This is a genomic window from Neisseria sp. CP9, from assembly GCF_047758525.1.
Classification (GTDB): Bacteria; Pseudomonadota; Gammaproteobacteria; order Burkholderiales; family Neisseriaceae; genus Neisseria.
This window is the reverse complement of the sequence record NZ_CP180502.1, coordinates 2,668,005-2,693,597: the sequence shown is the minus strand read 5'-3', so window position 1 is coordinate 2,693,597 and position 25,593 is coordinate 2,668,005. Positions and strand designations below refer to the sequence as shown.

The window sequence follows — 25,593 nt, the reverse complement described above, 5'->3', positions numbered from 1 at the left end:
AAAAGCAAAACGCCGTTTGGGGTTAACGGCGTTTTAGGTTTGGATTTCAGGCGCGCGGAGCGGCGGAATGGCGTTTTTTAGCCTGCTTCCATTTGAACGAATAGCCGAACGCTACCGGAATGAGAGACAGGATGAATTTGAAAGTCCAGCTTGCATACCAAGGTTTGGTTACGATAATAGCCTCCCCTCCGGATGCCGGAACGACGATGTCTTTGATGGCATACCAATCCAAATATGGCCACCAACACATCACCAAGCTGCCTAAAAACAGCGGCCAGATATTGCGGCTCAGGTTGATCTGCCACAGGCGGAAACACACAACTGCCCATAACAGCGTCAAACCGGTAATCAGGAAGATGGTGTAAGTATCTGCGCCGAGAAAGGCGGCGATGAAATAAGTCAGCACCACCCAAATGACGGCAAGGACAAGGACAATGATTTCTTCAGGACGTTTGAACATTTCAGCGCTTCTCCAAAGCAATGTCGCATCATACGGTTTAGGGCGGGCTGACGATAGGCGGCGCGGGAATCTTTAGGGATAACATATAAAACATCGCTTCCGCGCCGGTTCAGCCTGCCTGAAAGTCTGTTCAGGCGATACTATACCCGAAACGAAATAGTTTGAATATGCTACTTATTGGTAGGACGGGCGTTTCAGACGACCCTCAAATCGCTGAAAAAGGTCGTCTGAAAACTGATTCCCCAAGATGCCCTTAAAGCCGTTTTCAGACGACCACTTTGCGCCCTGTCTTTCCGATGTATAGTGGATTAACTTTAAATCAGGACAAGGCGACGAAGCCGCAGACAGTACAGATAGTACGGAACCGATTCACTTGGTGCTTCAGCACCTTAGAGAATCGTTCTCTTTGAGCCAAGGCGAGGCAACGCCGTACTGGTTTAAAGTTAATCCACTATATCAGCCCTTCCCTTTCGCCGCCAACATATCCAGCATTCCCGCAAGATGACTTCTGCCTTCTTCCTTGCTCACAATCGGCTCGCCGCCTTTGCGCCCTAAAATCTTGATGTCTTCCTGCGGCATTTCGTCTATGAAGCGGCTGGGTTCGGGGAACTGCCATGTGCCTTGTTTTTTGCGTTTGACGCAGTGGGTCAGCGTAAGCTGGCGTTTGGCGCGGGTGATGCCGACGTACATCAGTCGGCGTTCTTCTTCGACGTTGTCTTCTTCGATGCTGTCGTTGTGCGGCAGGATGCCCTCTTCGCAGCCGACGAGGAAAACGTAGGGGTATTCCAAGCCTTTGGAGGCGTGCAGGGTCGATAGTTTGACGGCATCGACTTCTTCTTCGCTTTTGCCCTCCAAAAGCGTCATTAAGGCAACGGTTTGGGCAAGTTCGATGATGTTTTTGCCATCTTGCTCGCCTTTGCGCTCCAACCAGCCGGTCAAGTCGCTGACGTTGCGCCATTTGATTTCGCCGGCTTTGCCCTCTTCGCTGGCAAGCAGGTGGTTTTCGTAGTCGATTTCTTTGAGCAGGCTGTTGATGAGTTCGCCCGCTTCGCTGGTTTCGGCTTTGGCGCGGTAGCTGCCGAACATATCCATAAAGGCTTGCAGGTGTTGGCGGTTGGTATTGTTCAACAGGGTAAGGGCTTCTTCGGTTTGCGCGGCTTCATACAGGCTGCATTCGTGTTCGTGCGCGTAGGTGTTGAGCTTGCCCAGCGTTACATCGCCGATGCCGCGTTTGGGTGTGGTAACGGCGCGCAGGAAGGCGGGATCGTCGTTGGGGTTGGCAAGCAGGCGCAAATAGGACAAAACGTCTTTGATTTCGGCTTTGTCGAAAAAACTCTGCCCACCGGAGAGTTGGTAAGGAACGCGCGCGCTGCGCAAAGCTTCTTCAAAAATCCGCGCCTGATGGTTGCCGCGGTATAACACGGCGAAATCGGCGTATTGGGTTTTGTCGCCGCCGACCAGCTTCTGTTTGACAATTTGGCTGACGACCCAGTCGGCTTCGTGTTGCTCGTTTTGGCAGGCGACGACTTTGACGATTTCGCCTTCGCCGAACTGCGACCAAAGTTTTTTGGTGAACAGCTTGGGGTTGTTTTCAATCACTTTGTTGGCGATTTTGAGAATCCGCGCGGTGGAGCGGTAGTTTTGCTCCAATTTGATGACCTTCATCTGCGGATAGTCTTCCTGCATTTTGCGCAGGTTTTCCATGTTCGCGCCGCGCCATGCGTAGATGGACTGGTCGTCGTCGCCGACAGCGGTAAACATGCCTTCCGCGCCGGTCAAGAGTTTCATCAGCGTAAATTGACAGGTGTTGGTGTCCTGACATTCGTCAACCAACAGATAACGCAGCCGCCGCTGCCATTTGTTGCGCACTTCGCTGTTTTGCTGCAACAGTACGGCGGGCAGGCGGATTAAGTCGTCGAAGTCCACCGCCTGATAGCTTTGTAGGGTTTCCTGATAGCTTGCATACACGCGCGCGATTTGTTCTTCCCATGCGTTGGAAGTCGTCTGAAGCACGTCTTCGGGCGTTTTCAAATCATTTTTCCACAGGGAAATCTGGTGCTGAGCTTTGAATAAGGCTTCTTTTCCCGTGCCGCCCAAGAGTTCGCCGATGATTTTCGCGCTGTCGGTGGAATCGAGGATGGAGAAGTTTTTTTTGTAACCGATATGGTTCGCCTCTTCACGCAAAATCTTCATGCCCAAAGAGTGGAACGTGCAAATCGTCAGCCCGCGCGTTTGCGACTTGGGCAGCATTTTGGCGACGCGCTCCTGCATTTCCGTGGCGGCTTTATTGGTGAAGGTAATCGCGGCGACGGTATGCGGCAGATAGCCGACATTGACAATCAAATGTTTGATTTTTTGCGTAATCACGCCGGTTTTACCGCTGCCGGCGCCGGCAAGCACGAGCAGAGGCCCGCCGAGGTATTTGACGGCGGCTTGCTGTTGGGGGTTGAGTTTCATGGGAATGCAGACGAACCAAAAAGAGGCGCAGATTATAACAGGTCGTCTGAAAGCTCCAAACGGCAATCCAGCATATATAACAAAATCATCTTTGCAACAAACAAACCATTCTTTCCGTTTTTCAGACGACCCCGTTAAAGTGGCAGCATCTTCTTTTTCCCTTCCGAGCGACCATGTTATTACTCAAAACGCCCAGCGTACTGCCCGGCTTCAAAATCAGCCTCGGTCTGACCGTATTGTGCCTGTCGCTTCTGGTGGTTTTGCCGTTTGCGATGATGGCGGCGAAGGCGGCGGAAATCGGCTGGGGCGGCTTTTGGAATACGATTGCCGAGCCGAACGTGTTGGCGGCGGTATGGCTGAGTTTGCGGATGTCGTTTTATGCGATGCTGACCAATGTCGTGTTCGGCACGCTGGTGGCGTGGGTGTTGGTGCGCTATGAATTTCCGGGCAAGGGACTGGTGAACGCGCTGGTCGATTTGCCGTTTGCGCTGCCGACGGCGGTTACGGGCATCGCGTTGGCGACCTTGTATGCGCCCAATGGTTGGATAGGCCGTTTTTTTGAGCCTTTGGGCATCAAAATTGCGTTTACGCCCGTCGGCATTTGGATTGCGCTGGTCGTCGTCAGCCTGCCTTTTATCGTCCGCGCCGTGCAGCCGGTATTGGAGGAATTGTCGGGCGAATATGAGGAAGCGGCGGCAACATTGGGGGCAAACCGCTTCACGATGTTCCGCCGCGTGCTGCTGCCGGAAATCACGCCGGCGCTCTTAACCGGCGCGGGCATGATGTTCGCGCGGGCAACGGGGGAATACGGCTCGGTGATTTTCATCGCGGGCAACATTCCGATGGTTTCCGAAATCCTGCCGCTGATTATTACGGGCAAGCTGGAACAGTTCGACGTACAGGGCGCATCGGCGGTGGCGTTGTTTATGCTGCTGGTTTCGTTTGTGATTCTGTTTGCGCTGAACGTGATGCAGTGGGCGTTGAGCAGGCGTTCGGGAGCGAAGGGTTGAGGGGTCGTCTGAAAACCTGAACTACGCTGTTGCCGTGCGGTGGATTCCCGCGCAGGCGGGAATCCACCGCACGGCAACAGAAAAACCAAAAATAAATAAGGCAGCTGAACTTTACCGATGGATTCCCGCCTGCGCGGGAATGACGGCAGCTAGACGTTTTTTATTCCCTTAATCAATAAAAGGTCGTCTGAAAACGAATCCGACCCACGAAAACAGTTTTTCAGACGACCTCCAAACATCTTATAGTCAATTAAAAATAAAATAGTACAATACTCAACTTTTAAGGTCTAACCATGGCATACTCTGCGGACTTAAGAAACAAAGCTTTAAACTATTACGAACAATGCAAAAACATCAGCCAAACCGCAGCGACGTTTAACTTGTCAAGAAACACGCTTTACCTGTGGATTCGCCTTAAAAAACAAACAGGCAGCCTAAAACATCAAGTTACCGGTCTAAATGCCGTCAAATTGGATAGGCAAAAACTGGCTCAATATGTTGGGCAACACCCGGATGCCTATCTGCATGAAATCGCCAAACATTTTGATTGTACGGCAGCCGCCGTTTGCTATGCACTCAAACAGATGGGGATGACGCGCAAAAAAAGACCACCACTTACAAAGAACAAGACCCGGCCAAAGTAACGCATTATTTGACACAGCTGGCCGAATTTTCCGACTACCAACGTGTTTATTTGGATGAAACAGGATTTGACCGCTACCTGTTCCGCCCCTATGCCCGCAGCCTGAAAGGGCAAATAGTGAAAGCGCAGATAAGTGGGAAAAGATACCGACGCTTATCTCTGGTGTCCGCACAAGTCGGCAACCGGCTGATTGCTCCGATGGTTTATCAAAATACGATGACCGGAGTCTTTTTTGAAGCGTGGTTTCAGCAATGCCTACTGCCCGCATTGACTCAAAAATCGGTGATTATTTTAGATAATGCGCGATTTCACCGTATGGGTGTCTTACGGGAAATGGCGGAAAAATGGGGACATAAGGTATTGCCTCTTGCACCTTATTCACCTGAGCTCAACCCGATTGAGAAGGTGTGGGCGAATATTAAGCGGTATCTGCGAACCGTATTGTCTGATTACGCCCGATTTGACGATGCGTTACTGTCCTATTTTGATTTTAATTGACTATAAAACCAACCAGAGAACACCACCGCCATGAAACCCTATTCCGCCAACCCGAACCTGACCGAACCGCGCTGGCTGCGCGTGCTGCTGACCGCCGTTGCGCTGGGGTTCCTGCTGCTGATGCTGGTCGTACCGCTTGTCGCCGTGTTTTACGAAGCGCTGAAAGGCGGTTGGGATTTGTACCTGCAATCCCTTACCGATCCCGAAGCGTGGGCGGCGATCAAGCTCACCCTGATTACCGCCGCGGTGGTCGTTCCCGTCAATGCCGTATTGGGCGTGGCGATGGCGTGGCTGCTGACCCGTTTCGACTTCCGCGGCAAGCAGTTGCTGACCACCCTGCTCGATTTGCCGTTTTCCGTATCACCCGTGGTGGCCGGTTTAATGTTCGTCTTATTGTTCGGCGCGCACACGGCATTGGGCGGCTGGCTGGAAGCGCAAGGCATACAGATTATCTTCGCCATCCCCGGCATTATTCTGGCGACACTGTTCGTTACCTTCCCCTTTGTCGCGCGCGAAATCATCCCGCTGATGCAGGCGCAGGGCGACAGCGAAGAACAGGCCGCGCTGATACTCGGTGCAAGCGGCTGGCAGATGTTTTGGCGCGTTACCCTGCCCAACATCAAATGGGCGCTGCTCTACGGCATTATCCTTACCAACGCCCGCGCAATGGGCGAGTTCGGCGCGGTCAGCGTGGTATCGGGACACATACGCGGCGAGACCAACACCATCCCGCTTTTGGTCGAAATCTTCTACAACGAATACAACTTCACCGGCGCATTCGCCCTCTCCGGCGTATTGGCACTTTTAGCACTGGCGACGCTGGCGGTGCAAAACATCATCACAAAATTACAAGATAAAAAACTCGCCGCCGCCGAAAGGAACGCAGCATGAGCATCACCATCCAAAACCTAAACAAACACTTCGGCAGTTTCCACGCGCTGAAAAACATCAACCTCAACGTCCCCACCGGCAAACTCGTTTCCCTGCTCGGCCCTTCCGGCTGCGGCAAAACCACGCTCCTGCGTATCATCGCCGGATTGGAAAACGCCGACGGCGGCAATATCCTGTTTGACGGGCAAGACGTAACCGCCAAGCATGTGCGCGAGCGCAAAGTCGGCTTCGTGTTCCAACACTACGCCCTCTTCCGCCACATGAACGTGTTTGACAACGTCGCCTTCGGTTTGACCGTATTGCCCAAGTCCGAACGCCCGCCCAAAGAACAAATCCGCACCAAAGTCGAAGAATTGCTCAAACTCGTGCAGCTCTCCCACCTCGCCAAATCCTATCCGCACCAGCTCTCCGGCGGCCAACGCCAGCGCATCGCCCTCGCCCGCGCCCTCGCCGTCGAACCCAAACTCCTGCTTCTGGACGAACCCTTCGGCGCGCTGGATGCCAAAGTGCGCAAAGAATTGCGCACCTGGCTGCGCGACATCCATCACAACTTGGGCGTAACCAGCATTCTGGTGACGCACGACCAAGAAGAAGCCCTCGAAGTTTCCGACGAAATCGTCGTCATGAACCACGGTAAAATAGAACAAACCGGCAGCGCTGAAGCCATTTACCGCAAACCCGAAAACGCCTTCGTTACCGAATTTCTCGGCGAAACCGACGCATTTGAAGGACGCATCGAAAAAGGCATCTGGCACTACAACGGCTTCGCGTGGAAATTGGACGCGCACTACAAATGGCAGGAACAAACCGCCACCGGCTACATCCGCCCGCACGAATGGCAAATCGCTGCCGAACACGAAACCCCGATGATTCGCGCCGAAATCGAAAAAATCCACGCCGTCGGCGCACTGACGCACGTTTTGGTGAAACACGGCAAACAGGACGTACATATCACGCTGGCAGGCAGCGACGCGTCAAGGCTGGACTTGTCCGCAGGGCGGGAGTTGGCATTGGTGCCGAAACAGGTTTATGTGTTCTCGCAAAACGAGTTGATTGAGTATTCGATTTAATGGGGAGATAACGAAAGGTCGTCTGAAATTTTGAATTGCACCCGAAAAGTTGGATATTTTCTCTAATCCATCAAGGTGCAGTTTTTTATAGTCAAATATAGGTTGAAGTTATAAACTCTTATCCACTTCAACTACAACAAAAGATGGCTATCGAATGCTCATGAACAGATAAAGCGGGTAATCTTATGAAAAAACATGGGATCCAGGTGGAGAAATATTATTGTTGAGGAAAAAATGTTAGATAAAATTAAATCAAAAATCAAAAAAATTCAGAGTGGCAATTATGTCATTACTAAAAGATTTGAAAAACTAACTTTCAATCCAATCATGGACAAGGAGGCTATTCAACAATTTGAATATGTTAATAATATTGTCCTCCCTGAAGATTATAAAGAATTTATACAAATCATTGGAAATGGAGGAGCCGGTCCTGGTTTAGGAATATTACCATTGGATGATAATGAAAGTATTCTAGACCCAAGAATCTTATCAGAAGAAGGAAAAGACAAAATTTTATTGTCTGAAAATTTCCCTTACTGCAATGCTTGGAATGATGAATCCTTTCATGATGCACTAGAAACTAATGCTGATAATTTAGATGTCTTAAGAGGAAATTATTTTTCAACAGAACATATTAGCGGTTCAATTTATTTCTGCAACCTAGGATGTGGTGAACTATTTTTACTTGTCGTGACAGGTCCGGAAGCTGGTAATGTTTGGTATGACGGACGGGGTAATTATGGTGGAATTTTTCCATATTCATACAAGGAAAAAGAAAGAGTTGGTTTTTTAGAATGGTATGATATTTGGCTTACTGAAATCCTAGATGAAATACCTATCGTAGAAAGAGATTTTTAATAATAAATACAAAACCTAGGTTGTGTAGTAGCTGTAGCTTAGATTGAGGCAAAAACAAACATCAAGGTCGTCTGAAAACAGGTTTTCAGACGACCTTTGATTGCAGAAAACTTTTGTCCCGCCAACTTAGAATTTATATTCCACCTGACCGCGCAAGACGTTTACGTCTTGTTTGCTGGTGCCGGCAGTCGGGGTAACTTGTTTGCCCGCCAAGTAAAAGCCTGATACTTTCCAGTTTTTCCAAGGAATATAAGTTGCGCCGACTTGTACGCCTTGTACGTTTTTGCTGTAGTCTTGTACGGAAGATACGCCCGAAAGCGCGCCGACGCGGCGGTAGTTCAGGAAGACGTCGTAGGAATTACGGACTTTCCAATCGGCGAGTTTGTAGCGGACTTCGGTGAACACGCCGTCGTTTTTGATTTTTTGTCCTGCGTCGTTATAGGCTTTGATGTTGGACTTGCTGACCGCCGCCATCCAACGCCAATCGTCGTTGAATTTGACATCTGCGCCGATTTCGCCAAAGACGGCGTTTTTCTTCGCGCCGCGCACATCTATGTCTTTCATGTAGCTGACGGTTGCGCCGACGTTGATGTTTTCGTTAATCGGCAGGCTGCTTTGAATGGCGGCGAAGTGTTTGCGGCGGCCGCCTATGCCCCATACGTTGTCGTTGAGGCTGCCGGTACGGCGGCCAGCATAGATTTTGGTGGGTAGGGTTTTGTTGTCAAAGAAGATTTCACCGCCGGTTACTTCCGTATCCCAGACACGTCCGTAGGAGGAAAATGCGCCGAATTTACCGACGCGGGCTTTGATGCCTTCGGTAATCGAGCCTTCGGCATAGAGTTTGTTCACGGGAACATCGTGGTCGCCGTTGAATTTGCCGGTTTTCAAGTCGATGTTGGGTTCGATTTGGGTCACCAGTTTCCAGTCTTTATAAAGCTTGGCGCGCAACCAGAATTCGGCGTTGAAATTGGTATTGGAGGCGTCGGGCGTGGGATTGGTGCTGCTGTTGTTGGCATTGATGTCTTTGGTGTCGGCACGGACGCGGAATGTGCCGTTTACGGTCAGCAAATCGTTGAAAATGCTGATTTTTTCTTCGTCTTTGCGGATGACGCTGCCCGAATTGACGTAATCGCTCGTCGTTGCCAATGCGGCGGCATCGCGCTCTACGCTAGCGGTTTCTGCAAATGCGGTGGGTAATGCCGCCAAGGCAGCGCATACAACGGCAAAGTTTTTTTGGATGTTCATGCCACTCTCCGATTGAAGGGTAAAAGGTATTTTTAACAAAAATTCCTAATCAATATTTGTTAGAAATTTACTAATTTTTGTAATCGAACGGCTGTAATCCTATGAAAGACGGCACAAACCGTCAAGAAGATTTAGAGTATTATGCTTATTTCCAAACTGATTTTGACGCACATCAATAGAGAAAGGTCGTCTGAAAACTCCCGGCAGCATCCGTTCCGTTTTCAGACGACCTTTAGGGTTTGATTCAAGCTTTCGGTACGAACATGGCATCTAAGATGTCGCCCAATGCCGTGCGGCGGGTTTTGCGGGTTTCCACCGCCAGCCGCCATTGTTCTTCATTTCCCCAAAAGACGAAGCGTTCCCGCGCACGGGTGATGGCGGTGTAGAGCAGCGCATTGTTTAAGCCCGACAGCGCGTCATCTCCACCCTGCTCTATCTTTCCCGACGGCGGCAGCAGCCAGACTTCCCGATATTCCGACCCTTGGCTTTTATGCACGGTCATGGCGAACGCGGACTCAAACTGTGGCAGGCGGCTGATGGCGATTTTTTTGAAGCCGTCCGCATTCGGGAAATACGCCGCCAAACCATTTGCCGATTCCGCGTCGGGCATAATCAGCCCGATGTCGCCGTTGAACACTTCCAGCGTATAGTCGTTGCGCGCAATCATGATGATTTGCCCTGCAAACCACGGTGTATCCGCGCCCGCCCGATGTTTGCGTTGCAGATAACGGCAATACTCCTCGTTGAATGCTTCCGCGTCCTGCCGCCATGCCGCCAAAACGACCACATCCGCCGCGTGTCCGAATGCCAGCGCCACATCGTTTTTATCGACTGCCTGCCAGTATTTTTCGTGTTTGCGGTACAGCAGCTCCGCCTGCTGTTTCAGACGACCTTCGCGGATTTCCAGCTCGTCAGGGAACAAGGCAAACTGCGCCCAACCTTCCCCACTTTTTCCCGACACGACCGCCCTTGCTAAACAACCGATGCCGCTGTCTGCGCCGAAACGATGGCTGACCGTCAGTTGCGCGACGTTTTGCGACAAAGCCGGCGGATTTTCCTCCACAGGGAAACCGTGTTCCGGCAGATAGATACTCAGTTGCTCCGCCGTCTCCTTATCCAAAACCGTCCGTCTCGACAATGCCGCCAATACCGCGCCGACGCCGACCGAAGGCAGTTGGAACTCGTCGCCCAAAAAAATCACGCGGCAGCCCGATGGAATCGCACGCAGCAAGTGAAGCAGCAAGGAAACATCCAACATCGAAGCCTCATCTACCACTAACACATCCAAAGGCAGCGGACGGTTGCCGTCAAACGCAGGCAGCATTTGCGGCGGGCGCAATTTCAAAAGGCGGTGAACAGTCTGCCCTTCCAGCGCGGACAAATGATTGCGCACCGCATCCGACATCTCGAAACCGTCCACCGCCCGATGCAGTGCGCGCGCCATATGCGCCGCCGCCTTGCCCGTCGGCGCGGCAAGCGCGATACGCGGCAGGCGCGTGGCAGAGTTGGTGCAAATCAGCCCCAAAAGTTTCGCCACCGTCGTCGTCTTGCCCGTACCCGGCCCGCCCGTAATCAGCATAAACGCCTGAAGCAGGGCAAGCCCCGCCGCATCCCGCTGCCCTGCGCTGCCTTTGTCGGCAAACCAGCCGGACAAGTTTTGCGACGCACTCATCCAATCCACAGGCTCGACTTCCACTGCCGCCAAACGTTGAATTTCAGCCGCCAAATCATGCTCGAGCTGCCACATCCGTCCCAAAAACAACTTTTTGCCCCGCAACACCAACGGCGACGCGCCCTGCCCGACCGTCGGCGCTAATTCCGCCAATTCCTCCGCCTCGCCCTCATCCAGCCAAACAAACGAATGCCCGTTCTGCAAAGCCGTAAACAGCCGCAACACATACGGCGCCAGCACCGCAGCATCCTCCGGTACGCAACGCTCCAGCAAACGCCCCGCTGCTTGAGCGGCGGCAAGGTTCAAATCATCGGCAGTATTCTCAGTCATCATCGTTTCCCGTGTAGTGAAAAAAGGTCGTCTGAAAACTGTTTTTCAGACGGCCTTTCTTTTGTTGACCGCTATTTGCCTTCATCCAGCAGGGATAGGGGCTGCTGTGCCTTGCGCAACTCCTCCACTTCGTCCAGCAGGCGCATAATCAGGCCGAGCGCAGGAATGCCGGCATCGAAGTCGCGGCTCAGGCGCTGGGCGCGACGGATGCGGGCGAGTTGGAAGCCGCTGTACAAAGTTTGTTCTGGCCTGCCGTTTACGCTGATGATTTCTTCCTCTATCAGCTCCAGCAGCCAATCGCGGCGGCAGCGGCTGGCAGCGAGGATTTCTTCGAAAGTCAGGGTAATGTCGGTGTGTTGCGTCATGGTTTGTCCTTTCAATTTGATGCGCTTTTGCCGTCAAAGTGGGCGGCAAGCTGCGCCCATGCAGCGCGGTCGGCTTCACTTTCGGCCTTGGGAACGCTGATGCGAATGTTGAGGTACAAATCACCCGCTTCTTTGGCAGGAATACCTTTGCCTTTCAGGCGTATGCTTTTACCGTTTTGGCTGTTGGCGGGCAGGTTGACCTGCAAACGTCCCGCTGCGGTGGGAACGATGATTTTGCCGCCCAATACGGCTTCCCAAGGCTTGACGTCTATGGCCTGGTATACGTCTTTTTTGTTTTTAACGTATAAATCGGGTTTGTCGTGGAACTTGATTTTCAGATACAAATCGCCGTTTGCGCCGCCGTTGTAGCCGGGCAGACCCTGTCCCGCCAAACGGATTTGCTGGCCTTCGGTAATGCCTTTGGGGATTTTGACGTTGAGGGTTTTGGTCTGATAACCGACGCGACCGTATTCGTCCACAGTCGGCACGTTCAGATTCAGCGAACGCTCCGCGCCGACATAAGCGGCGTAAATATCGATACTCAGTTCGGCATGCTGGTCTTCGCCTTTAATCGGGCCGGCCGGCCTTGCGTGCGCCTGTCTCTGATTGCGGCCGAAGCCGGCAAACAAATCTTCAAAATTGAAATCGCCCGCGCCGAAAGGTTCGCCGCCGCGGTATTCGTAGTGAAAGCCGCCGGATTGCGCGCCGCCGAACGGATTGCCGCCTGCGCTGCGGCCGTAGGGATTGGCCAGCAATTCGTCGTATTCGGCACGCTTTTCACGGTCGGATAAGGTTTCGTAGGCGGTGTTAATTTCGGCGGTGCGCTCGGCGGCGTCAGGTTCTTTGCTGACGTCGGGATGGTATTTGCGTACCAGTTTGCGGTAGGCCTTTTTAATGGTGTCGGCGTCGGCGGTTTTGTCCACGCCGAGAATTTCGTAATAGGTTTTTTCTGCCATATCGTTCTTCCGTCTTTATCATGTTAATCATTATGCCGTATTTGCTATTTATAAGGGCGGAAGGCATAGATTCAATACTCTAGTTGCACAAATAAACGGTTAAGGCAGGTAAGCATCAAAAAGGTCGTCTGAAAACGGAAATCCGGTTTTCAGACGACCTGTATTAAGTAACGAAATCGATAGCTAAGAATGGCAAGGCGGCAGTTGCTTAAATCCCATAACTGCCATCAAAACCTCCTCTTTCAAATACAGAAATTCCTTCGATAAGTCCCGTTTTACGGTAACGCCGAGTTTGATTCGGTGCTCTACCTTTACCCGGATAAATTCCTGTTCCTATTTCCATTCTAAAGTCGAAATGTTTCGGGTGGCGGGTAAATATTGCGTATTCACGAGATTCGATTTCCGACATTATGATTTTTTTGACTTTACCCAGTTTGGCTTCTGCATCTTTGATCTTCATGCCCGGATGTACCCCCGAAACCGTGTGACAGGCGGAAGAGTAGGTCTCCAAAGAATCAATTTTTTTATGGAGTTTTATAGGAGAATCAGGATTGTCGTCTCCATCTTGCAAAGCGATAACCATAACATCTTTAGACAGCGTAATGGCAACATACGCCACACCTTCGGCATCACTTGTTCTCTCCATTTTCGCCTTCGGGAATTTCTGTTTTACCTGCTTTAAGCTCTGCCCTAGTTTAATTCCTCCGATACTGTCTTTTTGAATCAAACATTCGGCAGCGGCCGGCATGGCAAGACCCAAAACTAACGCGCCCATGATCCCGATTTTGTGCAACATGGTTAATATCCTATTTAATAAAAATAGGATATTAACATATCAACTTATCTATATGGCAAGGATATCGTTTCAGACGACCTGTATTAAGTAACGGAATCGATAGCTAAGAATGGCAAGGCGGCAGTTGCTTAAATCCCATAACTGCCATCAAAACCTCCTTTTTCAAATACAGAAATCTCCTCGATAAGTCCCGTTTTACGGTAACGCCGAGTTCGATTCGGAGTTTCACCTTTACCTGGATAAATTCCTGTTCCCATTTCCATTCTAAATTCGAAATGTTTCGGGTGGCGGGTAAATATTGCGTATTCACGAGATTCGATTTCCGACATTATGATTTTTTTGACTTTACCCAACTTGGCTTCTGCATCTTTAATCTTCATGCCCGGATGAACCCCCGAAGCCGTGTGACAGGCAGGAGAATTGGTGATCAAAAAATCAATTTTTTTATGGAGTTTTATAGGCGCATCAGGATCGCCGTCTCCATCTTGATGGGTGATAACCATAACGTCTTTAGACAGTGTAATGGCAACAAACGCCACACCATCGGCATCGCTTGTTCTCTCCATTTTCGCCTTCGGGAATTTCTGTTTTACCTGTTTCAAGCTCTGCCCTAATTTAATTCCTGCGATGCTGTCTTTTTGAATCAAACATTCGGCAGCGGCCGGCATGGCAAGACCCAAAATTAACGCACCCATGATCCCGATTTTGTGCAACATGGTTACTTTCCTATTTAATAAAAATAGGATATTAACATATCAACTTATCTATATGGCAAGGATATCGTTTCAGATGACCTATTATTATTTTGCCAATATCAAATCTTTTCGCTAAAAAGGTCGTCTGAAATCAAGGCATTCCCCGTTTCAGACGACCTTTTTACCTTATCGGCGGCAATGCCAAATCAACTTTCCGTCTTCGGATTCGGCAGCAAGAAATTCAATACAATCGCCAAAATGGCGCACAAACCGACGCCGGCAAAGCTCAACGTACCGACATGAACCGCCATGCCGCCGACGCCAACCGTCAGAACCGAGCTGACAATCACCAGATTTTTCGGCTGCATCAAATCCACTTTCGCATCCACCAACGTTTTAATGCCCAAAGAAGCAATCGTGCCGAACAAAAGCAGCATGATACCGCCCATTACGGGCAGAGGGATGGAAGTGAGGAAAGCATTGAATTTGCCGAAAAACGCCATGGCGATAGCGAAAATCGCCGCCCAAGTCATAATAACCGGATTGCTGTTTTTCGTAATCATCACCGCGCCCGTTACCTCGCCGTAAGTCGTTACCGGCGGACCGCCGATCAAACCTGCCACGCATACGCCCAAGCCGTCGCCCGCCAGCGTTTTATCCAAACCCGGGTCTTTGGTGTAGTTGTGGCCCGTTACGTTGCCGATGGCCATGATGCCGCCGATGTGTTCGATGGCGGGCGCGATGGCGACGGGCAGCATAAACAGCGCAGCCTGCCAGTTGACTTGCGGTGTTTCAAAATGCGGCACGGCAAACCACGGCGCAGCGGCGATGGCGGCGGTATCCACCAAGCCCATCACCAAAGCCAAAATATAGCCCGCAGCCACGCCGATTAAAATCGGGACCAGTTTCATCATACGGCTGCCGAAAACCGATACAACCACCGTAACGGCAAATGTAAAGCCCGACAAAATCAGCGCATCCACATAGCCGACCACTTGGTTTCCGCCGGATTTGCCCATTGCCATTTCACTTGCGGCTGCAGCGACAGACAAGCCGATGACCATAATCACGGGTCCGATAACCACGGGCGGCAGCAGTCGGTTGACCGTAGCCAGCCCGCGCCATCTGATCAATCCGGCAAACACGAAATACATAAAGCCTGCAGCAAACAGCCCAAACATGGTCGAAGGCAGACCCCATGTTTTAATCGAGTAGATAATCGGCGCAATAAAGGCAAAAGAAGAGCCTAAGAAAATCGGCACTTTACGCTTGGTGACTATTTGAAAGAGCAGCGTACCGATGCCCGCACCTAAAAGTGCTAAAGAAGGATTCAGTCCGGTCAAAAGCGGAACAAGCACCATCGCCCCGAACGCCACAAACAGAATTTGCGCGCCGGAAACCGCCAATTTAAGCTGGTTCATCAGAAAGCCTCGTCAAATCAATTCAAACGGCGGGAATTATACAGTTTCACCCCATAAATGAACATTAATTTACAAATAAACCATTAAATATACCAAGCTTCTAAAAAGTAAAATATGAACCGCCCTACCCTAATCAGCTCAAACGGATAACTGTTTTTCTTCATAATGAAATAACCAATACGACGACGAAACAATTTAAAGACGACGTTAGCCCACACTCCAATTAACATCTAAGGTCGTCTGAAATGCTTTTTCAGACGACCTCGGTTCTCATCATTAAACAATTATCTATATAATGCCTGCCTGATGCGTTCTTTCAGACGACCTCCTACATTATTTCAGAAAGCCAAAATATGAATACCAAACAAAAAGTCATCGCCATAGACGGACCCAGTGCCTCGGGAAAAGGGACGGTCGCTTCCCGCGTCGCTCAGGCTTTGGGGTTCGATTATCTGGACTCCGGCGCGTTATACCGCCTGACCGCGCTGTATGCGAAGAAACGGGATGTGGAATGGAACGATGAAGAGGCGGTTGCCGCGTTGGCGGAAAATTTGCCCGCCCGCTTTGAAGGCACTCAGGTCTTTTTGGATGACGAAGACGTTTCGGGACAAATCCGCAGCGAAGCCATCGGCATGGGCGCTTCTGCAGTGGCGCAGTTGCCGAAAGTGCGTGCCGCGCTTTTGCAGCGGCAGCGTGATTTTCTGACGGGAAAAGGTTTGGTCGCCGACGGGCGCGATATGGGTTCGGTTGTTTTCCCCGATGCGGCGTTAAAGGTTTTCCTGACCGCAGGTGCGAAAATACGGGCGGAACGCCGCGCCAAACAAATCGGCATTCCGTGCGAAGGCTTGGAATTTGAACGGATTTTGTCGGACATTGAAGCACGTGACGAAGCGGACCGCCGCCGCAGTGTCGCGCCCTTAAAGCAGCTTCCCGATGCGGAGCTTTTGGATACGGGCGGGCTGAGTATCGAAGAAGCTGTAAAAAAAGTGCTTGATTGGTATCATAAAGTTTGAAATTTAGGGTATAATCCCTGCGTTTTGTTTCAGACGACCTTTAGAGCATCCGAAGGTCGTCTGAAATATTTATTTTCAAAGCCTGCCGTGCCAAGGGCGGCAGGCATTCTCCAACCTACCCCGCACCCCTTGGCGGTGTACCGAAAAGAGTATATATGACTATGGAAAATTTTGCCCAGTTGCTTGAAGAAAGCTTTACCCTGCAAGAAATGAACCCGGGTGAGGTGATTACTGCCGAAGTCGTGGCAATCGATCAAAACTTCGTTACCGTTAATGCAGGTCTGAAATCAGAATCTCTGATTGACGTTGCTGAATTCAAAAACGCTCAGGGCGAGATTGAAGTTAAAGTTGGCGATTTCGTTACCGTTACCATCGAATCCGTTGAAAACGGCTTCGGCGAAACCAAACTGTCCCGCGAAAAAGCCAAACGTGCTGCCGACTGGATTGCTTTGGAAGAAGCGAAGGAAAACGGCGACATCCTGTCCGGCGTTATCAATGGCAAAGTCAAAGGCGGCCTGACCGTTATGATCAACAGCATCCGCGCATTCTTGCCGGGTTCTTTGGTTGACGTACGTCCCGTTAAAGACACTTCCCACTTTGAAGGCAAAGAAATCGAATTCAAAGTCATCAAACTGGACAAAAAACGCAACAACGTCGTGGTTTCCCGCCGCGCCGTTCTGGAAGCTACTTTGGGTGAAGAGCGTAAAGCCCTGCTGGAAAACCTGCAAGAAGGCTCTATCATCAAAGGTATCGTTAAAAACATCACCGACTACGGTGCATTCGTTGACTTGGGCGGTATCGACGGCCTGTTGCACATCACCGACTTGGCATGGCGCCGTGTGAAACACCCGAGCGAAGTTCTGGAAGTCGGTCAAGAAGTTGAAGCCAAAGTCCTGAAATTCGACCAAGACAAACAACGTGTTTCTCTGGGTATGAAACAATTGGGCGAAGATCCTTGGAGCGGCCTGACCCGTCGTTACCCACAAGGTACCCGCCTGTTCGGTAAAGTATCCAACCTGACTGATTACGGTGCGTTCGTTGAAATCGAACAAGGCATCGAAGGTTTGGTACACGTTTCCGAAATGGATTGGACCAACAAAAACGTACACCCAAGCAAAGTTGTTCAACTGGGTGACGAAGTTGAAGTAATGATCCTGGAAATCGACGAAGACCGCCGCCGTATCTCTTTGGGTATGAAACAATGCCAAGCCAATCCTTGGGAAGAATTTGCCGCCAACCACAACAAAGGCGACAAAATCTCCGGTGCGGTTAAATCCATCACTGACTTCGGCGTATTCGTAGGCCTGCCCGGCGGTATCGACGGTCTGGTTCACTTGTCCGACCTGTCTTGGACTGAAGCTGGCGAAGAAGCTGTACGCAAATACAAAAAAGGCGAAGAAGTTGAAGCCGTTGTATTGGCAATCGACGTTGACAAAGAGCGCATCTCATTGGGCATCAAACAACTGGAAGGCGATCCTTTCGGTAACTTCATCAGCGTAAACGACAAAGGTTCTTTGGTTAAAGGTTCTGTGAAATCTGTTGACGCCAAAGGTGCCGTTGTTGCCCTGTCTGACGAAGTAGAAGGCTACCTGCCTGCTTCCGAATTCGCAGCTGACCGCGTTGAAGACCTGACTACCAAACTGAAAGAAGGTGATGAGGTTGAAGCCGTTATCGTAACCGTCGACCGCAAAAACCGCAGCATCCGCCTGTCTGTTAAAGCTAAAGACGCTAAAGAAAATCGCGAAGCCCTGAATTCAGTCAACGCTGCTGCAACCGCCAGCGCCGGTACTACCAGCCTCGGCGACTTGCTGAAAGCCAAACTGTCCGGCGACCAAGAATAAGGTTGCAGACATGACGAAGTCTGAATTAATGGTTCGTTTGGCAGAAGTTTTTGCCGAGAAAAACGGTAACCAATTGCTGGCAAAAGACGTCGAATACAGTGTAAAGGTTTTGGTTGATACCATGACCCGCTCGCTGGCTCGCGGTCAGCGCATTGAAATCCGTGGTTTCGGTAGCTTCGATTTGAACCATCGCCCGGCCCGTATTGGTCGCAACCCCAAAACCGGCGAACGTGTGGAAGTGCCTGAAAAACACGTCCCTCACTTCAAGCCCGGCAAGGAATTGCGCGAACGTGTGGACTTGGCTTTACAAGAAAATGCCAACTAAACCTGAGTAAACGAACGCCGCAGAAATGCGGCGTTTTTTGTCGTCTAAAAATATGGTTCTCTATTGTTTTCGGAATTTGGGCGGAATTTGTAATGGAAAATTCATAGGGTCGTCTGAAATCATCTATAATACGTTTCTTTTAATGATTGCCCGTTGATAAAACGTATAGTGGATTAACTTTAAATCAGGACAAGGCGACGAAACCGCAGACAGTACAGATAGTACGGCAAGGCGAGGCAACGCCGTACTGGTTTAAAGTTAATCCACTATAATTGTCAAATCCAAAAACATAATAAAGGTCAGATATGAGTGATAGAGGTCAACTGTTTGTCGCCCCTCCGTTTGAAAACCACAGCCCGCTGACTTGGTATCAGGCGGCAGCTGAACAACCGAATTTCATCCGCGACGAAGCGCAAGCGCGTGCGATTGAATATTTGGATCGTTTGTGGACGGAACTGATGATGTTCAAACGTAAACGCAACCGTTTCTTAGGACGCAGCCTGCGTTCCCCCCAAGTACCGAAAGGTCTGTATTTTTATGGCGGCGTGGGTCGCGGCAAAAGTTTCTTGATGGACGCTTTTTTCGGCTGCTTGCCATACCGCCGCAAACGCCGTGTCCACTTTCATGCTTTTATGGCGGAAATCCATAAGCGTTTGAAAGACTTGAAAAGTGAAGCCAATCCTTTAAAAGCAGTTGCTGCAGAAATTGCCAAAGAGACCCGCGTATTGTGTTTTGACGAATTCCACGTCAGCGACATTGCAGATGCGATGATTCTTGGGCGCCTATTGGAAAATTTGTTGAGTGAAGGCGTAGTTTTGGTAGCAACTTCCAACTATGCCCCATCCGAGCTTTATCCCCAAGGTCAAAACAGAAGCAGTTTTCTGCCGACCATTGCGCTGATTGAATCCAGCCTGACCGTCTTAAATGTTGACGGCGGAGAAGACTACCGTCTGCGCACTTTACGTCCTGCCGAAATTTTCTTCGTTCCCAATAATGAAGAAAACGAGCAGAAATTGGCTGATTTGTTTAAAGAAATGGCGGGAATTTCCGAACTGAATTCCGGTGTCAGCGTGATACACGGGCGTGAAATTCCGCACAAAGCCCAATCCGACCGCGCCATTTGGTTCGATTTCCGCGCTTTATGTTTTGGACCGCGTTCGCAAGCGGATTACCTCTATTTGGCCGAACATTATGAAATGGTGTTCGTATCAGGATTGGAACGCCTGACGCCGCAGGAAAAAGCCGAAGCGCGCCGCCTTACTTGGCTGATTGACGTATTGTATGATTTCAGAGTGAAGCTCTGTGCTACCAGTACGGTAGGCGTAAACGATATTTATGTCGAAGGCGATTTTGCCGAAGAATTTACCCGCACTGCCAGCCGTATGGTGGAAATGCAATCGGAAGTTTATTTGGAACAGCCGCATCTGACGTTGAAAAAATAAAATTCAGGCGAAGAAAAAAGAGTGGCTTTCCCCAAAGTATACTGAAATTTGATAAAATAGCAGTTCATTTTCCCCAATCTCAGACTATTGCACAACGCAATAAAAACAAGGACATAATATGGCTATTGAGCGCACGATTTCCATCGTTAAACCCGATGCTGTAGGTAAAAATGTAATCGGCAAAATTTACAGCCGTTTTGAAGAAAACGGACTGCGTATTGTCGCCGCCAAAATGAAGCACCTCAGCGTACGCGAAGCCCAAGAGTTTTATGCTGTGCATAAAGAGCGTCCTTTTTACGACAGCTTGGTTGCCTTTATGACCAGCGGTCCCGTCATGATTCAGGTGCTGGAAGGTGAAAATGCTGTTGCAAAAAACCGTGAGCTGATGGGCGCAACCAATCCTGCCGAAGCCGCTCCCGGTACGATACGTGCCGATTTTGCCGAATCTCTCAGCGTAAACGCCGTACATGGCTCAGACAGTCTGGAAAATGCGGCAATCGAGATTGCCTACTTCTTCAGCCAAAGCGAAATCTGCCCGCGTTAACGATAGATGCCGTTCGGGCGTCCGACCAGTTCGGGCGTTTGGACGGTTTTGTCGATATTGTTTGTCTAAATCTGTTTTCAGACGACCTTTCTCAAATGGGGGTCGTCTGAAAATATGATAGAAGGAGCTGTGAAACAAAAGCTGTTTGCTCAACAAGATTCAGGACATGTTCAAACCCACTATGTAACGTCCTAATCCGCCGGATTCGCAAGATTTATCGCGACAGCCTTTATTAAAAGCTTTACCAAGAAATAAACCACATGAAAACCAATCTGCTGAATTACGATTTAAACGGACTGACCCATCATTTTGCCGAGATGGGCGAAAAACCGTTTCGCGCCAAACAAGTCATGCGCTGGATCCACCAAGCCGGTGCGCAAAGTTTCGATGAAATGACCGATTTGGCAAAATCTCTGCGCCTGAAACTCAACGAACAGGCAAGCGTGGATGTGCCCAAACTGATGATGGCGCAAGAATCCACCGACGGTACGCGCAAATGGCTGCTGGATGTAGGAACGGGCAACGGCGTGGAAACAGTGTTTATCCCCGAAGCAGAACGCGGTACGTTGTGTATTTCCTCGCAAGTCGGCTGCGCATTGGAATGCACCTTCTGCTCTACCGGCCGCCAAGGTTTCAACCGTAATCTGACCGCTGCCGAAATCATCGGGCAGTTGTGGTGGGCGAATAAAGCAATGGGCGTTACGCCGAAAAATGAACGCGTGATTTCCAATGTAGTCATGATGGGCATGGGTGAGCCGATGGCGAACTTTGATAATGTTGTTACCGCATTAAGCATCATGTTGGACGATCATGCCTACGGTCTAAGCCGCCGCCGCGTTACCGTTTCCACATCAGGTATGGTGCCGCAAATGGACAGGCTGCGTGATGCGATGCCTGTTGCGCTGGCAGTGTCCCTTCATGCTTCCAACGACGAAGTACGAGATCAAATTGTTCCGCTGAATAAAAAATATCCGTTGAAAGAGTTGATGGCGGCATGTCAACGCTATTTGGTCAAAGCACCAAGAGATTTCATTACTTTTGAATACGTTATGTTGGATGGAGTCAATGACAAGGCGCAGCATGCGCGCGAACTGATTGAACTGGTAAAAGACGTACCGTGCAAATTCAATCTGATTCCGTTCAATCCCTTCCCAAATTCCGGCTACGAACGCTCTACCAATGAAAATATCCGCGTTTTCCGCGATATTTTGCAGCAGGCAGGATTCGTGGTAACCGTCCGCAAAACGCGTGGCGATGATATTGACGCGGCTTGCGGTCAATTGGCAGGACAAGTACAAGATAAAACACGCCGCCAACAAAAATGGCAGCAGATTTTGGTTGAACAACAGAGCTGATTATGAAACTGAACATTTGGCAACCCATTATTTTAACTTTAGTTTTGGGTGCATGCGCCGGCCCGAAAGGTCCAAGCAGAGCGGAACGTGCGACACAGGTCGCCAATATCAAAACCCAGCTGGCTATCGAATACATGCGCGGGGGCGATTACCGTCAAGCAACGGTAAGCATTGAAGAGGCGTTGAAAGCAGACAGCAGCAATGAAGATGCATGGCTGGTTCGCGCGCAAATCTATCAATATCTCAAAGTGCGCGAAAAGGCGCAAGAAAGCTTCCAAAAAGCCCTATCTTTGAAACCTGACAATGCGGAAATTAATAATAACTACGGCTGGTTCTTGTGCAGCGAGATGAATAATCCCGCCCAGTCCATCAGTTATTTTGACAAAGCCCTGGCCGATCCGACTTATCCTTCTCCGTTTATCGCCAACCTCAACAAGGGTATTTGCAGTGCAAAGATGGGACAATATTCGCTGGCAGAAGCTTATCTCGAACGCTCTTTGGCTGCGCAACCTCAATTCCCGCCTGCGTTTAAAGAATTGGCAAGAACCAAAATGCTGGCAGGTAATTTAAACGAAGCGGATTATTATTTCCGCCAATACCAAAGCAAAGTTGATGTCTTGCAGGCAGATGATTTGCTGCTGGGCTGGAAATTGGCGACCGCTATGGGCAATAGCCAGGCAGCCTACGAATACGAAGCCCAGTTAAGGGCAAACTTCCCCTATTCGGAACAATTACAGGCAGTAACCACAGGTAAGTAACTACATGGAAAATCAAAAGAAAAACGAATACGACATTCAAGCTGCCAAATCATTGGGTGATGAGCTGGGACAACTCAGACACAAATCAGGTTGGGATATTGACGAAGTAGCACGACGGTTGAAACTGTCTGCCGAACAAATTGAAGCACTTGAAAAAGGAAACTATTCTTTCTTTTCAGGATTGGTCTTCGTTATGGGCTATCTGCGTTCTTATGCCCGTCTGTTGAAAATCGATGAAGCAACCATTACAGGTCGTCTGAAAGCCATTTCCGCGCCGGAAGAAGACCATGTCTATCTGGTTGATCGCAAACAAAATACCGGTTTGAACTACCAAGATGGTGAAAAAGTCGGTTTTCCCAAATGGGTTTTGGGCATGGCGGCACTCATCCTACTTGGCGGCGGTATTTATGTTTGGCAAAGCAAGTCCAATCATGAAAACGAACAACAAATCGCGCAAAACAGCGATGCCGTGCGCAACAGTATGCAGACGCCAGATTTGAAAAAAGAAAATGTTGCCGTTTCCAATATGGCAGAAAACGGCAAACAAGAAATATCCAATGCCGAAAAAGCAGCTTCAAGTGTCGCCGCATCCGAAGCAGCGGCATCCGCACCTGAAGTCAAAGTCGATTCAGACGAGCTTTGGATTAAAGTCCAATACCGAAGCAATCTGATTATCACCGACAAGAAAGGTACCATGATTTTCAGCCGGATCATTCCCGCAGGAAGCGAAAGGCGTTTTAAAGGCGGTGCGCCCTACAATGTCTGGATCGGTATTGCCACAGGTGCACAAGCCAATTATGGCGGGACAACCATCAATCTGGCAGAATACCGCGCCGCCGGTGAAAAATCCGCTTCATTTGTAGCAGGAAAAAAATAAAGATGAACACACCCAAACGCCGCCGAACCCATCAAGTACAAATCGATCATCTCATCGTCGGTTCAGACGCACCCGTTGTCGTTCAATCGATGACCAATACTGACACTGCAGATGCGGAAGCAACCGCCCTGCAAGTCAAAGAACTGAGCGATGCAGGCTCAGAAATGGTGCGCATTACCGTCAACAGCCCGGAAGCCGCCTCCAAAGTTGCCGAAATCCGCCAGCGTTTGGACGACATGGGTTACACCACCCCGCTGATTGGCGACTTCCATTTCAATGGCGAACGTCTGTTGGCAGAATTTCCCGAGTGCGGCAAAGCCTTGTCCAAATACCGTATTAACCCCGGCAATGTCGGCAAAGGCGCAAAAGGCGATGAAAAATTTGCTTATATGATTCGGACTGCCGCCGAAAACAATAAAGCTGTCCGCATCGGCGTTAATTGGGGTTCGCTTGACCAAAGTCTCGCCAAGCGCATGATGGATGCCAATCTGGCGTCCTCATCGCCCAAACCGCCTGAAGAAATCATGAAAGAAGCCTTGATTATTTCGGCGCTGGAATCTGCTGAAAAAGCCGTCCGATTAGGTTTGCCTGAAAACAAAATCATCTTGTCGTGCAAGGTCAGCTCCGTTCAAGATTTGATTCAGGTTTACCGCGAGCTGGGCAGCCGCTGCCGATATCCGCTCCACTTAGGCTTGACGGAAGCAGGCATGGGCAGCAAAGGCATTGTCGCTTCGACTGCCGCCTTGGCCGTACTGCTTCAAGAAGGCATCGGCGACACTATCCGCATTTCTCTGACTCCCGAACCCGGCAGTTCGCGCACGCAGGAAGTCATCGTTGGTCAGGAAATTCTACAAACCATGGGGCTGCGCTCGTTTACCCCTATGGTTACCGCCTGCCCGGGCTGCGGACGCACCACCAGTACAGTCTTCCAAGAGCTTGCCCAAGACGTACAAAATTACCTTCGCCAAAAAATGACCGTATGGCGCACCCTTTACCCTGGTGTAGAATCTTTAAACGTTGCCGTCATGGGCTGCGTCGTTAACGGACCGGGCGAAAGCAAACTGGCAGACATCGGCATCAGCCTGCCCGGAACTGGCGAAACCCCTGTTGCCCCGGTTTATGTTGACGGAGAACGCAAAGTGACTTTAAAAGGCGACAACATCGCAGCCGAATTCTTAGAGATTGTCGAAGAATACGTCAAAGTCAATTATTGCGAAGGCGGTGCAAAACGCAATCAAAACCGTATCATCCCGATACAGTCTGCTTGATAAACATAGATAAAAGGTCGTCTGAAAAACGTTCGGGCAAAAACTGAACTGCTCCTAAGGTCTGGGACATTCATAAAAGCCTATTCATCAGACACTCTATATGAGCCGGGTTCTATATGTGACAGGACCCGGCTTTTCAATTTCGAACTGCAACGTTCCTGATTATAGGAATCCATATAATCCTCTATCTGTTTCATCAATTCATCCATCGTCAATTCCCCTGCACGGCAAAGAACCCCGTCTTCATTACCGCAAAGAAGCCCCTGCATCGGCGCATTATTCCCAAAGTTCCCTTTGAGCAGCATCTCTTGGATAGAGGCTTAAGTACGAATCCCAATCAAGCATTAAGGTCGTCTGAAAACGTTTTTCAGACGACCTTAATGACGTAACCACACTGTAAAACTTACCGGAAGCTATCAATACAGGTAAGATTGGTCAGGCAAATTTAGAAGCGATTGTTCATATTAAATCATTTGTTCAATAAGGAGACATCATGAAACCTTCCTCAGATGAAAAGCTTAAATCAGCAGTCGAATTAGATTTGTTATTAGATGATTTTGTTTTAGAAAAAAAGAACGATTATTTAAAAAGATTATTTGAATTTCCTAGCGGAAAATGGGTTGAAATTAAATATTTTTTTGATTCTGATTATTACGACTCAAATTATCAGAATTCACATATTTCCGTATGCTGGTTGCCGGATACTGATGGAGATTATGATAACAATCGGATAATTGTATTTTTTGATAACAACGATTTGGTATCACAAGTAATATCTTTTAATATGAAAACCTTATGATACA

Annotated in this window: 25 protein-coding genes; 15 read left to right on the top strand and 10 right to left on the bottom strand. The window is 49.7% G+C overall.

What is annotated here, in order from left to right; translation table 11 throughout:
- Window positions 1–46: 46 nt before the first annotated feature.
- Both ACMYUL_RS13015 and rep read right to left on the bottom strand, forming a co-directional pair.
- Window positions 47–460 carry a hypothetical protein gene (locus ACMYUL_RS13015; RefSeq protein WP_070514185.1) on the bottom strand — a complete coding sequence of 138 codons (414 nt, stop codon included), beginning with the start codon at window positions 458–460 and terminating at the stop codon, window positions 47–49.
- Window positions 461–916: 456 nt separating this feature from the next.
- The gene (gene rep / locus ACMYUL_RS13010) at window positions 917–2,917 is read right to left on the bottom strand and encodes a DNA helicase Rep (protein ID WP_342031599.1); all 2,001 of its coding nucleotides are present in this window, start codon (window positions 2,915–2,917) and stop codon (window positions 917–919) included.
- A 173-nt stretch (window positions 2,918–3,090) separates the two neighbouring features.
- On the opposite strand from rep, the gene cysT reads away from it, so the two are divergent.
- The 5 genes from cysT to ACMYUL_RS12985 all read left to right on the top strand — a co-directional run bounded on the left by cysT (window position 3,091) and on the right by ACMYUL_RS12985 (window position 7,887).
- The gene (gene cysT / locus ACMYUL_RS13005; RefSeq protein WP_415771017.1) at window positions 3,091–3,927 is read left to right on the top strand and encodes a sulfate ABC transporter permease subunit CysT; all 837 of its coding nucleotides are present in this window, start codon (window positions 3,091–3,093) and stop codon (window positions 3,925–3,927) included.
- A 293-nt stretch (window positions 3,928–4,220) separates the two neighbouring features.
- Window positions 4,221–5,068, top strand: a protein-coding gene (locus tag ACMYUL_RS13000; protein WP_156798183.1) for an IS630 family transposase whose coding sequence is annotated in 2 segments (ribosomal slippage) — window positions 4,221–4,536 and window positions 4,536–5,068 — 849 coding nt in all. Because the reading frame shifts where the segments join, the coding sequence is not laid out codon by codon here.
- A gap of 30 nt (window positions 5,069–5,098) precedes the next feature.
- Entirely contained in the window at window positions 5,099–5,959 is an 861-nt protein-coding gene (cysW, locus tag ACMYUL_RS12995) for a sulfate ABC transporter permease subunit CysW (protein WP_003743550.1), read from the top strand.
- The gene (locus tag ACMYUL_RS12990; protein WP_415771015.1) at window positions 5,956–7,029 is read left to right on the top strand and encodes a sulfate/molybdate ABC transporter ATP-binding protein; all 1,074 of its coding nucleotides are present in this window, start codon (window positions 5,956–5,958) and stop codon (window positions 7,027–7,029) included. The genes cysW and ACMYUL_RS12990 overlap by 4 nt, the downstream gene beginning before the upstream one ends.
- 234 nt (window positions 7,030–7,263) lie before the next feature.
- Entirely contained in the window at window positions 7,264–7,887 is a 624-nt protein-coding gene (locus ACMYUL_RS12985; protein WP_415771013.1) for an SMI1/KNR4 family protein, read from the top strand.
- A 126-nt stretch (window positions 7,888–8,013) separates the two neighbouring features.
- Here ACMYUL_RS12985 and ACMYUL_RS12980 read toward each other — a convergent pair whose 3' ends face one another.
- The 7 genes from ACMYUL_RS12980 to ACMYUL_RS12950 all read right to left on the bottom strand — a co-directional run bounded on the left by ACMYUL_RS12980 (window position 8,014) and on the right by ACMYUL_RS12950 (window position 15,367).
- On the bottom strand, window positions 8,014–9,132 hold the full coding sequence (locus tag ACMYUL_RS12980) for a hypothetical protein (protein ID WP_415771011.1): 1,119 nt from the start codon (window positions 9,130–9,132) through the stop codon (window positions 8,014–8,016).
- A gap of 244 nt (window positions 9,133–9,376) precedes the next feature.
- A complete protein-coding gene (gene recD / locus ACMYUL_RS12975; RefSeq protein WP_415771009.1) occupies window positions 9,377–11,134 on the bottom strand; it encodes an exodeoxyribonuclease V subunit alpha in 1,758 nt (585 codons plus the stop codon).
- A gap of 71 nt (window positions 11,135–11,205) precedes the next feature.
- Window positions 11,206–11,499, bottom strand: a complete 294-nt coding sequence (locus ACMYUL_RS12970; protein ID WP_009312947.1) for a chaperone modulator CbpM — start codon at window positions 11,497–11,499, stop codon at window positions 11,206–11,208.
- Between the two features lie 11 nt (window positions 11,500–11,510).
- The gene (locus ACMYUL_RS12965) at window positions 11,511–12,455 is read right to left on the bottom strand and encodes a DnaJ C-terminal domain-containing protein (RefSeq protein ID WP_049229749.1); all 945 of its coding nucleotides are present in this window, start codon (window positions 12,453–12,455) and stop codon (window positions 11,511–11,513) included.
- Window positions 12,456–12,663: 208 nt separating this feature from the next.
- Window positions 12,664–13,251: a hypothetical protein gene (locus tag ACMYUL_RS12960; RefSeq protein WP_415771006.1), complete on the bottom strand. Its 588-nt coding sequence runs from the start codon at window positions 13,249–13,251 to the stop codon at window positions 12,664–12,666.
- Window positions 13,252–13,379: 128 nt separating this feature from the next.
- Window positions 13,380–13,967 (bottom strand): hypothetical protein, encoded by a 588-nt coding sequence (locus ACMYUL_RS12955; protein WP_415771004.1) that lies wholly within the window; start codon window positions 13,965–13,967, stop codon window positions 13,380–13,382.
- A 185-nt stretch (window positions 13,968–14,152) separates the two neighbouring features.
- Complete coding sequence (locus tag ACMYUL_RS12950) at window positions 14,153–15,367, bottom strand: uracil-xanthine permease family protein (RefSeq protein ID WP_415771002.1); 1,215 nt, start codon at window positions 15,365–15,367, stop codon at window positions 14,153–14,155.
- A gap of 353 nt (window positions 15,368–15,720) precedes the next feature.
- Between ACMYUL_RS12950 and cmk the strand changes: the two genes are divergently transcribed.
- From cmk to ispG, 9 genes are all read left to right on the top strand, one after another.
- On the top strand, window positions 15,721–16,380 hold the full coding sequence (gene cmk / locus ACMYUL_RS12945) for a (d)CMP kinase (protein ID WP_003759198.1): 660 nt from the start codon (window positions 15,721–15,723) through the stop codon (window positions 16,378–16,380).
- A 155-nt stretch (window positions 16,381–16,535) separates the two neighbouring features.
- Window positions 16,536–18,221, top strand: a complete 1,686-nt coding sequence (rpsA, locus tag ACMYUL_RS12940) for a 30S ribosomal protein S1 (RefSeq protein WP_415770999.1) — start codon at window positions 16,536–16,538, stop codon at window positions 18,219–18,221.
- A gap of 10 nt (window positions 18,222–18,231) precedes the next feature.
- Window positions 18,232–18,546, top strand: a complete 315-nt coding sequence (locus ACMYUL_RS12935; RefSeq protein WP_003744632.1) for an integration host factor subunit beta — start codon at window positions 18,232–18,234, stop codon at window positions 18,544–18,546.
- Window positions 18,547–18,851: 305 nt separating this feature from the next.
- Window positions 18,852–19,988, top strand: coding sequence for a cell division protein ZapE (zapE, locus tag ACMYUL_RS12930; protein WP_415770997.1), 1,137 nt, complete (start codon window positions 18,852–18,854; stop codon window positions 19,986–19,988).
- A 118-nt stretch (window positions 19,989–20,106) separates the two neighbouring features.
- Window positions 20,107–20,532 (top strand): nucleoside-diphosphate kinase, encoded by a 426-nt coding sequence (gene ndk, locus ACMYUL_RS12925; RefSeq protein ID WP_003759208.1) that lies wholly within the window; start codon window positions 20,107–20,109, stop codon window positions 20,530–20,532.
- 260 nt (window positions 20,533–20,792) lie between these two features.
- Window positions 20,793–21,887: a 23S rRNA (adenine(2503)-C(2))-methyltransferase RlmN gene (gene rlmN, locus ACMYUL_RS12920; protein ID WP_070513622.1), complete on the top strand. Its 1,095-nt coding sequence runs from the start codon at window positions 20,793–20,795 to the stop codon at window positions 21,885–21,887.
- Window positions 21,888–21,889: 2 nt separating this feature from the next.
- Entirely contained in the window at window positions 21,890–22,645 is a 756-nt protein-coding gene (pilW, locus tag ACMYUL_RS12915) for a type IV pilus biogenesis/stability protein PilW (RefSeq protein ID WP_080613938.1), read from the top strand.
- A gap of 4 nt (window positions 22,646–22,649) precedes the next feature.
- Complete coding sequence (locus ACMYUL_RS12910) at window positions 22,650–23,522, top strand: helix-turn-helix domain-containing protein (RefSeq protein WP_415770993.1); 873 nt, start codon at window positions 22,650–22,652, stop codon at window positions 23,520–23,522.
- Window positions 23,523–23,524: 2 nt separating this feature from the next.
- Window positions 23,525–24,790, top strand: coding sequence for a flavodoxin-dependent (E)-4-hydroxy-3-methylbut-2-enyl-diphosphate synthase (gene ispG, locus ACMYUL_RS12905; RefSeq protein WP_415770991.1), 1,266 nt, complete (start codon window positions 23,525–23,527; stop codon window positions 24,788–24,790).
- 80 nt (window positions 24,791–24,870) lie between these two features.
- Here the strand turns inward: ispG and ACMYUL_RS12900 are convergent, their stop codons facing one another.
- Window positions 24,871–24,999 carry an IS3 family transposase gene (locus ACMYUL_RS12900; RefSeq protein ID WP_415772972.1) on the bottom strand — a complete coding sequence of 43 codons (129 nt, stop codon included), beginning with the start codon at window positions 24,997–24,999 and terminating at the stop codon, window positions 24,871–24,873.
- Between the two features lie 284 nt (window positions 25,000–25,283).
- On the opposite strand from ACMYUL_RS12900, the gene ACMYUL_RS12895 reads away from it, so the two are divergent.
- The gene (locus tag ACMYUL_RS12895; protein WP_415770986.1) at window positions 25,284–25,589 is read left to right on the top strand and encodes a hypothetical protein; all 306 of its coding nucleotides are present in this window, start codon (window positions 25,284–25,286) and stop codon (window positions 25,587–25,589) included.
- The last annotated feature ends 4 nt before the right edge of the window (window positions 25,590–25,593 follow it).